This is a genomic window from Burkholderia sp. AU6039 (assembly GCF_002223365.1).
Lineage (GTDB): Bacteria > Pseudomonadota > Gammaproteobacteria > Burkholderiales > Burkholderiaceae > Burkholderia.
This window is the reverse complement of the sequence record NZ_NKFK01000005.1, coordinates 1126875-1138867: the sequence shown is the minus strand read 5'-3', so window position 1 is coordinate 1138867 and position 11993 is coordinate 1126875. Positions and strand designations below refer to the sequence as shown.

Annotated in this window: 11 protein-coding genes; 5 read left to right on the top strand and 6 right to left on the bottom strand. The window is 69.8% G+C overall.

Going from position 1 to position 11993, the window contains the following annotated elements; genetic code table 11:
- Positions 1-67 precede the first annotated feature (67 nt).
- The 4 genes from CFB39_RS22970 to CFB39_RS22950 all read right to left on the bottom strand — a co-directional run bounded on the left by CFB39_RS22970 (position 68) and on the right by CFB39_RS22950 (position 4874).
- On the bottom strand, positions 68-400 hold the full coding sequence (locus CFB39_RS22970; protein ID WP_089474557.1) for a hypothetical protein: 333 nt from the start codon (positions 398-400) through the stop codon (positions 68-70).
- Between the two features lie 251 nt (positions 401-651).
- Positions 652-3072 (bottom strand): c-type cytochrome, encoded by a 2421-nt coding sequence (locus CFB39_RS22965; RefSeq protein WP_089474556.1) that lies wholly within the window; start codon positions 3070-3072, stop codon positions 652-654.
- Positions 3062-3565 (bottom strand): (2Fe-2S)-binding protein, encoded by a 504-nt coding sequence (locus CFB39_RS22960; RefSeq protein WP_089474555.1) that lies wholly within the window; start codon positions 3563-3565, stop codon positions 3062-3064. The genes CFB39_RS22965 and CFB39_RS22960 overlap by 11 nt, the downstream gene beginning before the upstream one ends.
- A 151-nt stretch (positions 3566-3716) precedes the next feature.
- The gene (locus CFB39_RS22950; RefSeq protein WP_089474553.1) at positions 3717-4874 is read right to left on the bottom strand and encodes an FAD-dependent monooxygenase; all 1158 of its coding nucleotides are present in this window, start codon (positions 4872-4874) and stop codon (positions 3717-3719) included.
- 298 nt (positions 4875-5172) lie between these two features.
- Between CFB39_RS22950 and CFB39_RS22945 the strand changes: the two genes are divergently transcribed.
- The 5 genes from CFB39_RS22945 (at position 5173) to CFB39_RS22925 (ending at position 11052) form a co-directional block, all read left to right on the top strand.
- Entirely contained in the window at positions 5173-5925 is a 753-nt protein-coding gene (locus CFB39_RS22945; protein ID WP_089474552.1) for an Asp/Glu racemase, read from the top strand.
- Positions 5926-5952: 27 nt separating this feature from the next.
- Positions 5953-6783, top strand: coding sequence for an alpha/beta fold hydrolase (locus CFB39_RS22940; RefSeq protein WP_089474551.1), 831 nt, complete (start codon positions 5953-5955; stop codon positions 6781-6783).
- A 41-nt stretch (positions 6784-6824) separates the two neighbouring features.
- Positions 6825-7874 (top strand): 2,5-dihydroxypyridine 5,6-dioxygenase, encoded by a 1050-nt coding sequence (locus CFB39_RS22935; RefSeq protein WP_089474550.1) that lies wholly within the window; start codon positions 6825-6827, stop codon positions 7872-7874.
- Between the two features lie 19 nt (positions 7875-7893).
- Positions 7894-8547 (top strand): isochorismatase family protein, encoded by a 654-nt coding sequence (locus tag CFB39_RS22930; protein ID WP_089474549.1) that lies wholly within the window; start codon positions 7894-7896, stop codon positions 8545-8547.
- A gap of 219 nt (positions 8548-8766) precedes the next feature.
- Positions 8767-11052: a xanthine dehydrogenase family protein molybdopterin-binding subunit gene (locus CFB39_RS22925; RefSeq protein WP_089474548.1), complete on the top strand. Its 2286-nt coding sequence runs from the start codon at positions 8767-8769 to the stop codon at positions 11050-11052.
- A 93-nt stretch (positions 11053-11145) separates the two neighbouring features.
- On the opposite strand, the gene CFB39_RS22920 is transcribed toward CFB39_RS22925, so the two are convergent.
- Positions 11146-11592, bottom strand: coding sequence for a MarR family winged helix-turn-helix transcriptional regulator (locus CFB39_RS22920; RefSeq protein ID WP_046549825.1), 447 nt, complete (start codon positions 11590-11592; stop codon positions 11146-11148).
- Between the two features lie 85 nt (positions 11593-11677).
- Positions 11678-11959 (bottom strand): hypothetical protein, encoded by a 282-nt coding sequence (locus CFB39_RS39585; RefSeq protein ID WP_144030302.1) that lies wholly within the window; start codon positions 11957-11959, stop codon positions 11678-11680.
- Positions 11960-11993 lie beyond the last annotated feature (34 nt).

Here is an 11993-nt window from a genome sequence, read left to right as displayed (position 1 = left end):
CGGGTCGTTTTGCATGCGGGGGAAGGAAAACGTGCGGCACGGACGCGGCGTCAACGCCGCCGGTCGCTCAACCGCGCGGGTTCGACGCCGTCTCGAAGGTCGGATGGCACTCGAACGCGAGTTCGGAGCGCGCGCCGACACGGCTGCCGCTGGTCAGCGATTCCTGCTTCATGCTCGCGCGCATGCCGCGCTGCGTGCAGTAGTTGGTGGCTTCGTCGACGGCCTTCGTATGGGCATCGGCCCACGTCGTCGACACGCCGACCGTGCGCGTCGTCACGGTAAACACGTTCGGGTTCGACGTCGCGGTCACGTCGGAAGCGGTCGAACACGCGGCGAGCAAGCATACGGCAGCCGCGACGGTCAACCATCGCAAGGTTCGAAAGGAAACTGGAATGGACATGGGGGGCAGGCGCGCGCCGTTCGACGCGCATTGAGCAACATAGGCGACAGTATGCCTGCTCGATCGCCGGAGATCATGCCCCTTTCAGTGAACACATTGTTTCGAATGGTTAAACGATGATGAAAATGGGGCAATATTTCCGCCCCCGTTCCGGGCCAGATCGCGTCAGCGGGTAGTTTTGCCCGGTTGCCGGTTGCCGGTTGCCGGTTGCCGGTTGCCGGTTGCCCGCAGCCCCGTTGCCTGGTGGCCGATCAGTGCGCAACTTCCTGCCGGATTCGTGCCGACGCCTCCGCCAGGTTCCGCCACGCCGGCTGCCCCGGCGCGTAGCGCGCGCGGATATACGCGGCCAGCTCGGCCATCTGCCGGTCGTCGAACGCGTCGCCAAAGCCCGGCATGTAGCCGAGTTCGCCGGTGGCCGGCTGGTCGATCCCGTGATGCAGCACGCGCAGCAGGTTGTCCGGCGCGGCCTGGCTGACGCTCGTGTTGAGCCCCATCAGCGGGCGTACGCCGAAATGCCCGACGCCGCCCGATTCCGCATGACACACCGCACACGCGGCGTCGAACGCCCGGCGACCGTTCTCGAGGCCGAGCGTCGTGACGGCTTCCGCGCCGCGCGCCTGCCGGGCGGCCGCGTCGGCGGCCGCCGCTGCGTCGACGGGCGGCGACAGCGATGCGAGATAGTGTGCGATCGCCTGGACGTCGGCCTCCGGCAGCGCCGCGAGCCCCGCGACGACGGGCGCCATCGGCCCGGCCGCGACGCCATGCTGCGCGGAAAAGCCCGTGCGCAGGTAGTCGAACAGCGCACCTTCGGTCCACGGCACCGGCGAAGCCGGCGACGCGACGAGCGGCGGCGCGACCCAGCCCTCGGCCTCGCCGCCCGACAGGTACGCAACACCGCCCTTCTCCGCACCCAGCGCATTGCGCGGCGTATGGCACGCGCCGCAGTGCCCGGCGCCGTCGACCAGATACTTGCCGCGATTCCACGTCGCGGAGCGTGCCGGGTCCGGCGCGAACGGCCGCGCATCGTGAAACAGCCAGTTCCAGCCGGCGACGAGGCGCCGGTGGTCGAGCGGAAACGGCAGTTTCGTCCTCGGCGGCACGTGCTTCACCGGCGGTTGCGACATCAGGTACGCATAGAGTGCGAGCAGGTCAGGCTCGCTCAGCTTCGCGAACGCCGTGTACGGGAACGCGGGGTACAGGTGCGTGCCGTCGCGCGAGATGCCTTCGCGCATCGCGCGCGCGAACGCCGGATACGACCACGTGCCGATGCCGGTGTCCGGATCGGGCGTGAGGTTCGTCGTGTAGATCGTGCCGAACGGCGTATCGAGCGCGAGCCCGCCCGCGTTGGTCGCGCCGCCGGGCGCCGTGTGGCACACCGCGCAGTCGCCGGCGAGCGCGACCAGGCGGCCGCGCTCGAGCATCGCCGCGCTCCACATCGCGCCGTCCGCGCCGCCGGGCGCAACGGGTGCGATCGACGTGGGGCCCGGCAGGATCGCGCAGGCCAGACCGATCAGCCCGCCGACCACCCCGCCGACGCCGCCGCCGGCCAGCCAGCGGCGCCAGCGCGACGCGCGACGCGGGTCGCTGCGCCCCGCTTCCGCGGAATCGGCCGGCACCGGTCGCGCAAGCGCCGCGCGAATGCGCTCGGCATCGAACGGCGGTGCGCGAAACCGCACGCCCGTCGCGTCGTACAGTGCGTTCGCGATCGCCGCCGCCGCGGGCGCCGCCGCCTGCTCGATCCGGCGCGCATCGTGCACGGACAGCTCGCCGTGCGCGCGATGGGCCGTATCCGTATCGTCGAACGCAATCAGTTCATGAGCGATCGCATCCGGCTGCGCACCCATGCCGGTTTCGTCGTGCGCGGGCCGTGCGGACAGGCGCGCCCCCATCACGCGCGAAATCGCCGCCTCGATCTGCCATGCGGGCAAGCCGGCCATCGACGCGTCGCCCGGTGCGCCGGCACCCTGCCCGGCCACGACGCGCCGCACCGCGACGTCGCCCGTCGCGCGGTCGACCTCGAGATCCACGACCCATGCGGACCAGCGCGCATCGCCGTCGCCCGTCGCGTCGACGGCCGCCGGTGGGTTGCCGGAAGGCGCTGCGGCGCCATCGAAAGCGAAGCCGCGCCCGCTCAGGCGCGCATGGGCATCCGGGGCGACCGCGGCGGGCGCGCCCCATGCCGCACGCTCGCTGACCATCCGGATGATCTCGCGCGGCCCGGCGTCCCGCGCCGCGTCGAGATGCTGCAGGCGCAACGCGACCGGATCGCGCTGCAACGCGCCCGCGAGTTCGTCGACGAAGGATTCGCGGGCGAACACGTGCGCGCGTCCGGGAATCGTGTGACCGGCATCGGCGAGTTCGATCGACGTCTGCGCATGCCGGTAGACGAACAGCTCGGTCGGGCCGGTATCCGCGCGTTCGGCCTTCGCAACGTGCGGCGCGTGGCGATCGTCCGGGGCCGCCTGCGCGCGATAGCGCCAGGTCGTCATCCGCCCGTCGGACGCGGTCCGTGTTTCGACGTCGAGCGATACCTGCGCGTCTGCATGCGCATCGCCGATCGGCCAGGTGTAGCGCGCGCGGTGTGCGCGCAATGCATCGGTGCCGGCTGCATCGCGCGGCTCGGGATCCGTCACGCACGCCGACTCGACGGGCAAACCCGCGTCAGGCTTCATCGCCGCCTCGCAGGTAGCGTGCCGCGCGATGCACGGCCCGGATGATTTCCAGGTGCGTGCCGCAGCGGCACAGATTGAAGCGCAACGCATCGCGGATCGCCGCGTCGTCCGGCGACGGATTGCGGTCGAGCAGCGCCTTCGTGCTCATGATCATCCCGTTCAGGCAATAGCCGCACTGCGCAGCCTGCTCGTCGATGAACGCGCGCTGGACCGGATGCGGCGCGTCGGGCGACCCGAGCCCTTCCAGCGTCGTGACGTCGCGCCCGTGCGCGGCGGCGGCCGGCACGACGCACGAACGCGTGGCCTGCCCGTCGACCAGCACCGTGCATGCGCCGCACTGCCCGAGCCCGCAGCCGTACTTCGGGCCATTGAGCGCGCAGTCGTTGCGCAGGACCAGCAGCAGCGGCGCGTCGGGCGCGGCCTCGACGAAGGTGTGCGGCGTGCCGTTCACGCGAAACGCCAGCGGCCGCGACGGGGAAGCGGGATGAGACATGAATGGATCCGGAATGCGGCGGGCGACCGGCAGCGGGCACTGCCGCCGGCGCGCGCCTGACATATAACACGCCGAAAAACACATGGCCCGGCACATCGGCGCTCGCAACGCCGACGGCGCAGCACCAGCCGGCGTGGGCACCGCGTACGCGTCAGGCCACGGCCGCGACGCTGTTGCGCGACGGCGAGACGAGCGGCACGTCGAACACGTCGTAGCCGAACACCCACGACGGATCCTCGTTCGTGCGCAGCCACGTGTTGTTGTGCGACACGAGCTGCACCTTCGACGCACGCGCTGCGCGATTCGCCTCGTACAGCGCGAACGCACCCGCGTAGTCGCTGACGCCGACTTCATCGAGGCAGCGCGCGAGCATCGCCGCATCCTCGATCGCCATCGCCGCGCCCTGCGCCATGTGCGGTTTCATCGGATGGCACGCGTCGCCGAGCAGCACGAGGCGGCCGCGGCTCCACAACGGCAGCGGATCGCGCTCGAGCAGCGGCCACTTGGTGATCGACGGCGACACGTCGATCAGGTGCTGGATGTCGGCATGGAAACCCGCGAACGCCTCGCGCATTTCGTCGCGGCTGCTGTCGACCATCGACACGCCTTCGGGCCATTCGGCCTGCGGCACGCCGGTCACGTAGTAATACTCGTCACGCTTCTCGGTCACGTAGTAGACCATCATGTGGCGATCCTCCGACCACCACTTCACGCACATGTCGTACGGCTTGTTGCCGAGCAGCGACGCCGGGAACACCGCGCGGTGCGCGACGTAGCCCGTATAGCGCGGCGGTTCCGCGCCGAGCAGGTGCTCGCGGATCCGCGAATTCACGCCGTCCGCGCCGATCACGATGTCGGCCGTCTCGACGCTGCCGTCGGTGAACGTCAGGCGCACCGCGTCGCCGGTGTCCTCCACCGCCGCGAGCCGCTTGCCGAAGCGGATCGTGCCGGGCGTCACCGCCTGCGTCATCAATGCATGGAAATCGCCGCGATGCACGGTCAGGTAGCGCGCGCCGTAGGCGTTGCGCGCGTAGTCGCCGAGCGGGATCTGCGCGAGCACGTCGGCCGTCTGCCAGTCGCGGCTGTACCAGTAATCCGGATGCGAACCCATCGTCTCCAGCGCGTCCTCGCAGCCGATGCGCCGCATGATCTTCATCACGTTCGGGCCGAGGTGGATGCCCGCGCCGAGGCGCGAGAACGCCGGCGCCTGCTCGTACAGCGCGACGTCGTAGCCGCCGCGCTGCAGCAGCGCCGCGGCGGCCGTGCCGCCGAGACCGGCGCCGATGATTGCGATACGGGGTGTGCTCATGCGGATCTCCTGATCGTGGGCCCGTGGCCGAACGCGGCGCGAGAACGGGCGGATTGAATGGCGTTTATGTAGCGTACACACTCAATTTATTCAGGACAAGCGGATTGTCGTCAGCGGCAACGGCATTCGGGAAAACACCAATAATTCCATGAATACCCCCACCAAAAAGCGATAAACGCAAGATCGACGTCATTTTGATCCATTGCCATTTTCAAATGTACACACTAGACTTTGCTCGACATCCGGCGATCCCGCACCCGCGTGCCGCCCCACCCTTACCGACACGGAGCCTTCCGTCATGAGCAAGACCTACCGCATCGGCCAGATCGTGCCGAGTTCCAACACGACGATGGAAACCGAGATTCCCGCGATGCTGCGGCTGCGCGAAGCGATCCGCCCCGAGCGCTTCACGTATCACTCGAGCCGGATGCGGATGAAGAAGGTCGTCAAGGAAGAACTCGCGGCGATGGACGCCGAATCCGACCGCTGCGCGGTGGAACTGAGCGATGCACGCGTCGACGTGCTCGGCTACGCGTGCCTGGTCGCGATCATGGCAATGGGGCACGGCTATCACCGCGTGTCGCAGGCACGCCTGACGAAGCACACGGCGGACAACGGCGCGCAGGCGCCGGTGCTGACGAGTGCGGGCGCGCTCGTCGACGCACTGAAGGTGATCGGCGCGAAGCGGATCGTCGTCGTCGCGCCGTACATGCTGCCGCTGACCGAACTCGTGGTCGACTACATCCGCAACGAAGGCTTTGACGTGCTTGCGTACCGCGCGCTGGAGATCCCCGACAACCTCGACGTCGGCCGCCACGACCCGGCGCGCCTGCCCGACATCGTGAAGACGCTGCCGTACCAGGACGCCGATGCAATCGTGCTGTCTGCCTGCGTGCAGATGCCGTCGCTGCCGGCCGTCGCGAAGGTCGAGGCGATGACGGGCAAGCCCGTGATCACGGCCGCGATCGCGACGACCTACGCGATGCTGCGCGAGCTCGACCTCGAGCCGATCGTGCCCGGCGCCGGCACGCTGCTGTCCGGCGCGTACTGAGCACGGCCCTTTAGACGGAGTCCCTTCATGCCCTCGACTTTCCTGTATGGCGCGAACATTCGCGCGAACGGCATCCGCCAGCACTACCTGCGCTACGGCGGCGCGACCGGCGCGCGCGCGGCGCGCCCGGCGATCGTGCTGATTCCCGGCATCACGAGCCCCGCGATCACGTGGGGTTTCGTCGGCGAAGTATTCGGCGCGGCGTTCGATACCTACGTGCTCGACGTGCGCGGCCGCGGGCTGTCCGACGCGTCGCCGTCGCTCGACTACAGCCTCGATGCGCAGGCCGACGACGTCGCGGCGCTCGTCGCCGCGCTCGGCCTGCCGCGCACCAGCCTCGTCGGCCATTCGATGGGCGCGCGAATCGCCGCGCGCGCGGCGCGGCGCGGCATCCACGGGCTCGAATCGGTCGTGCTCGTCGATCCGCCCGTGTCGGGCCCGAACCGCCGCGACTATCCGGGCAAGCTGCCGTGGTACATCGACTCGATGGCGCTCGCGCGCGCCGGCACCGGCGCCGAAGGCATGCGCGCGTTCTGCCCGACCTGGACCGACGCCGAACTGCAGTTGCGCGCCGAATGGCTGCACACCTGCGACGAGCGCGCGGTGCGCGCGTCGTACGAAGGCTTTCATACCGATGATTTCCACGCGGACGCCGCGCAACTGGCCGTGCCGTCGCTGCTGATCACGGCCGAACGCGGCGACGTGGTGCGCGACGACGACGTCGCCGAACTGCAGCGTGCAACGCCGTCGATGCGGCACGTGCGCGTGCCCGACGCCGGCCACATGATTCCGTGGGACAACGCAGCGGGCTTCTACGCGGCGTTCGGCGACTTCCTCGGCGCGCCGCTCGCGGCCTGACCCTGACCTCCCTTCCCATCACGCCTTTACCGGAGCCGACGATGCCAGTCAGCGATTCCCAACTGATCGACGCGTGGAAGCAGGTGCTCACGCTGTCGCGCCTCGAACCGGGCCAGACCGTCACGATCCTGACGAGCGCGGCCACCCACCCGCAGACGCTGTCGTGCGCGCTGATCGCGACGCAAACGATGGGCGCGATCGTCAACCGCCTCGACCTGCCGCCGGTGAACGGCGACAAGGCGTTCAGCCGCGACCCGCTCGCGTATCTCGGCACGACGCCGCTGACCGGCAACAAGGCCGCGATCGCCGCGCTGCGCGAGAGCGACCTCGTGCTCGACCTGATGACGCTGCTGTTCTCGCCCGAGCAGCACGAGATCCTCAAATCCGGCACGAAAATCCTGCTCGCGGTCGAGCCGCCCGAAGTGCTCGTGCGGATGGTGCCGACGCTGGCCGACCGCACGCGCGTGCTCACCGCGGCGAAACAGATCGCCGCCGCCCGCGAGATGCGCGTGACGTCGGCGGCCGGCACCGCGCTCGTGTGCCCGCTCGGCGAGTTCCCGCCGACGGCCGAATACGGCTTCGTCGACGCGCCGGGCCGCTGGGACCACTGGCCGAGCGGCTTCGCGCTGACCTACCCGAACGACCGCACCGCGCGCGGCACGATCGTGATCGACCGCGGCGACATCCTGCTGCCGCAGAAGCACTACGTGCGCGAACCGATCGCGCTGACCGTCGAAGGCGGCTATGCGACGCGCATCGAAGGCGGCGTCGACGCCGACCTGCTGCGCGACTACATGGAGACCTTCGCCGACCCCGAAGGCTATGCGATCTCGCATATCGGCTGGGGGCTGCAGCCGCGTGCGCGCTGGTCGACGCTCGGGCTGTACGACCGCGAGGCGACGATCGGGATGGACGCGCGCGCGTTCGAGGGCAACTTCCTGTTCTCGCTCGGCCCGAACAACGAAGGCGGCGGCAACCGCACGACCACCTGCCACATCGACATCCCGCTGCGCCGCTGCACCGTAGAACTCGACGGCGCGACCGTCGTGCGCGACGGCCGCGTGATCGATCGACCCGCTCAACCCGCCTGACCGACGAGTGCCCCACACCATGAACGATCTTTCCCGTCACGCCGAAGCGAACGTCTATCGCCAGCAGGGCTTCGGCACGCCGCTGCCGCCGCACGGCAACATCGGCCTGCTGATCGTCGATTTCGTGGTCGGCTTCGCCGATCCCGCGACGTTCGGCGGCGGCAACATCGCGCCGGCGATCGCGCGCACGACGCGTGCGCTCGCGCTGGCACGCGAACGCGGCTGGCCCGTCGCGCACAGCCGCATCGTGTACGCGGACGACGGCAGCGACGACAACGTGTTCTCGCTGAAGGTGCCCGGCATGGCGACGCTGACCGAGCACCACCCGAACAGCGCGATCGTGCCGGAGCTCACGCCCGCGCCCGGCGAGCTCGTCGTGCGCAAGACCGTGCCGTCGGCGTTCTTCGGCACGCAACTGGCGCCGTGGCTCGCGCAACGCGCGGTGCAGACGCTGCTCGTCGCGGGCGCCGTGACGAGCGGCTGCGTGCGCGCGAGCGTCGTCGATGCGATGTCGCACGGGTTCCGTCCGCTCGTGCTGGCCGACTGTGTCGGCGATCGCGCGATCGCACCGCACGACGCGAACCTGTTCGACATGCAGCAGAAATACGCGGCGGTGCTGCCGCTCGACGATGCGATCGCGGCGATCGATGCGGTGCAGGCACGCGCACGCTGAATCGTCACGGCGGGCCGGCGGCGTGACCGGCCGGCAACCGCCCGCGCGATTGACGCTGCGCTTTTGGCGACCTAGATTGGGGGCGCACGCGCTCGCGACGGTCACCGTCATGGCTCTCGACGCACACCGCGAACAGGACACCCGGGCCGCCGCCCGCCTCGCCCCGCGTACGCTGCATCCGGCCGCGCGCCGCCTCTCCCTCGACAGGATCCTTCATCCGTGAACCGCTCCGAACTGCTCGCGCGCAACGGCTGCCTCACCGTGATCCGGCCGCCCGCGCCGCCCGTCAAGCCGGCGCCCGGCCAGCCGGGCAGCCTGTCGTCCTACGTGCCGGCGCTGCCGGAAGTATTCGTCGCGATCCTCGACGACGGCCGCATCCTCGCGTTCAACGGCCACGTCGATCTCGGCACCGGCATCCGCACGTCGCTCGCGCAGATCGTCGCCGAGGAACTCGATGTGCCGGCCGCGCGCGTGACGATGGTGCTCGGCGACACGGCCGCGACACCGAACCAGGGCCCGACCATCGCGAGCGCGACGATCCAGATTTCCGCGACGCCGCTGCGCTGCGCGGCCGCGCAGGCGCGGCATGCACTGCTGGCGCTCGCGGCCGAACGCTTCGGCGTCGATGCGGAACGGCTTGCCGTCGACGATGGAACGATTTCGTCCGATGGACAGGCGATCACGTTCGCCGCGCTCGTCGCCGCACACCAGATCGCGCTGACGCTGGACCTGAACACCCGCACGAAAGATCCCGCCCTGTACCGGATCGTCGGCAGGCCGTCGCCGCGCGTCGACCTGCCCGCGAAGGCAACCGGCCAGCTCACGTTCGTGCACGACATGCGCGTGCCGGGCATGTTCCACGGCCGTGTCGTGCGGCCGCCGTATGCGGGGCATGACAGCGGTTCGTTCGTGGGGGGTTCGCTGATCGACGTCGATCGCTCATCGGTGGCCGACGTGCCGGGGCTCGTGGCCGTCATCGCGATCGGCGATTTCGTCGGCGTGGTGGCCGAGCGTGAGGAACACGCGATCCGCGCGGCGCGCCAGTTGCGCGTGACATGGCGTCCGCTCCCCGCGCTGCCGCCGCTCGACGAACCGGCCGCCGCGATCGCCGCCGCGCCGGCCAAACGCCGCGTGCTGCTCGACGAAGGCGACGTCGGCGCGGCGCGAGCGCAGCCCGACACGATCACGCTGTCGCGCACCTACGCATGGCCGTTCCAGATGCACGGCTCGATCGGCCCGTCCTGCGCGCTCGCCGACTATCGCGAGCCGGGCAATGGCCGGATCACCGTGTGGTCCGGCACGCAGAACCCCGTGTCGCTGCGCTATGACCTCGCGACGCTCGTCGCGCGCGACGAAGCCGATTTCGACGTGGTGCGGATGGAAGCGGCCGGCTGCTACGGCCGCAACGGCGCGGACGACGTGTGCGGCGACGCGCTGCTGCTGTCGCGCGCGGTCGGCCGCCCGGTACGCGTGCAACTGTCGCGCGCCGACGAACATCTGTGGGAACCGAAAGGCGCGGGCCAGCTGATGCAGGTGACCGGCACCGTCACGCGCGACGGCCGCCTGCTCGGCTACGACTTCACGACGCGCTACCCGTCGAACGACGCGCCGCTGCTCGCGGCGCTGCTGACCGGCGCGATCGCGCCCGCGCCGCGCGTGTTCGAGATGGGCGATCGCACGGCCGTGTCGCCGTACGCGAGCCCGCATCGCCGCTTCGTCTGCGAGGATCTTGCCCCGCTCGTGCGTGCGTCGTGGCTGCGCGGCGTGTCGGCATTGCCGAACTCGTTCGCGCATGATGCATTCGTCGACGAATGCGCGGCGCTGACCGGCGTCGACCCGCTTGCGTTCCGGCTGCGCCATCTGCAGGACACGCGCGCGACCGAACTGCTGCAGGCCGTGGCCGATCGTGCGGGCTGGACGCCACGCGTGCGGCGCACGCCGCATGAACCCGAGCCGTCGCGGCTGGTGCGCGGCCGCGGGATCGCCTACGCGCGCTACGTGCACAGCCGCTTCCCCGGCTTCGGCGCGGCGTGGTCGGCATGGGTCGTCGACCTGAGCGTCGATCGCGTATCGGGCGAGATCCGCATCGAACGCGTCACGGTCGGCCAGGACACGGGCACGATGATCAACCCCGATGGCGTGCGCCACCAGATCCACGGCAACGTGATCCAGGTATTGAGCCGCACGCTGAAGGAGCGCGTGCGCTTCGCCGACGGCAAGGTTGCGTCGCGCGAATGGGCGAGCTATCCGATCCTGACCTTCGCGGAAGTGCCGGACGTCGATGTGGTGCTGATGCCGAGGCAAGGCGAGCCGCCGCTCGGCGCGGGAGAATCGGCGTCGGTGCCGGGCCCGGCCGCCGTCGCGAACGCGTTGTTCGATGCGACCGGCGTGCGGTTCTACGCGCCGCCGTTTACGCCGGAGACAGTTCGGGCGGCGTTACGCGACGCGGGTCGGTTGATGACGGCCGACGCGGCCGGTGCGCAGGCGGCAACCAGCACGGCTTGAAGGCTGCCGGCGGCATCGCCGGATCAACCCGGCCGACGAACGGGCCAACAAGCGGCGGACCAGACGGGCATGCCACCTCACGCGCGACACGCATCACGCGTCGCCGTCCTCTTCCATCATCTTGCGCAGCAGGAACTGCAGCGCGACCCGCTCGCCCGGATTGAGCGCGCCATACGTGCGCTCCGTCACCTGCCGCGCGAACGGCACCGTGCGGTCGATCAGCGCGAGGCCAGTCGCGGTGGCGCGCACGATCAGCTTGCGGCCGTCGTTCGGATCGGGCAGCACCTCGATCAGCGCGCGCGCCTTCAGCCGGTCGACCACGCCGCGAATCGTCGCCTGGTCGATCGCGGTCGCCTTGACGATGTCGTTCAGCGAGCACCCCTGGCGCTCCTTGACCGCGCACAGCGTGACGAACTGTGCGGCCGTGAGATCCGAATCGGGGATCGCTTCCTGGAAGATCGACACGTGCCGCTGATACGCGCGGCGCAGCAGGTGGCCGACCTGATCGTGAAAGTCGTAGGAATCCTTCGAAGACGCCATGAAAGTGCAGGCCCGCGCCGCATGTAAGGGAAAGACAAGCAGTGTACACCCTCAATTCGGCACGACCGGCAGCCAGGGGGCCGCTTCATTGCGGTGCATCAGGATTCGCGGCACCCGGCGCGCCGCGTGCCTGGCGATCGCCTGATGGCTGCGCGTTGCCCGCCGGGTACGGCGCAGCGACGGCAGGCAATGCGCGTTCGAACCCGCTGCCGCGCACGTGCTTGCGTGCATCGGCAGACTTTCGTGCACACGCTGTATTTTTAAGCGCATACGCACGAATTTTGTGCATGACCTTGCGCGTTGGCGCCCTCTTTAAAAACGCGTTCATTTCCTCAAAAAACCTCATCAAACACGCGGCTTTTCTCACGCAAACGCTTGCCTTCGCGCGGCCGGAATCGTGC

Excerpts from the sequence above, each read along its gene's own strand:
- CFB39_RS22970 (WP_089474557.1), bottom strand. The coding sequence starts at position 400 with ATGTCCATTCCAGTTTCCTTTCGAACCTTGCGATGGTTGACCGTCGCG.
- CFB39_RS22965 (WP_089474556.1), bottom strand. The coding sequence starts at position 3,072 with ATGAAGCCTGACGCGGGTTTGCCCGTCGAGTCGGCGTGCGTGACGGAT.
- CFB39_RS22960 (WP_089474555.1), bottom strand. The coding sequence starts at position 3,565 with ATGTCTCATCCCGCTTCCCCGTCGCGGCCGCTGGCGTTTCGCGTGAAC.
- CFB39_RS22950 (WP_089474553.1), bottom strand. The coding sequence starts at position 4,874 with ATGAGCACACCCCGTATCGCAATCATCGGCGCCGGTCTCGGCGGCACG.
- CFB39_RS22945 (WP_089474552.1), top strand. The coding sequence starts at position 5,173 with ATGAGCAAGACCTACCGCATCGGCCAGATCGTGCCGAGTTCCAACACG.
- CFB39_RS22940 (WP_089474551.1), top strand. The coding sequence starts at position 5,953 with ATGCCCTCGACTTTCCTGTATGGCGCGAACATTCGCGCGAACGGCATC.
- CFB39_RS22935 (WP_089474550.1), top strand. The coding sequence starts at position 6,825 with ATGCCAGTCAGCGATTCCCAACTGATCGACGCGTGGAAGCAGGTGCTC.
- CFB39_RS22930 (WP_089474549.1), top strand. The coding sequence starts at position 7,894 with ATGAACGATCTTTCCCGTCACGCCGAAGCGAACGTCTATCGCCAGCAG.
- CFB39_RS22920 (WP_046549825.1), bottom strand. The coding sequence starts at position 11,592 with ATGGCGTCTTCGAAGGATTCCTACGACTTTCACGATCAGGTCGGCCAC.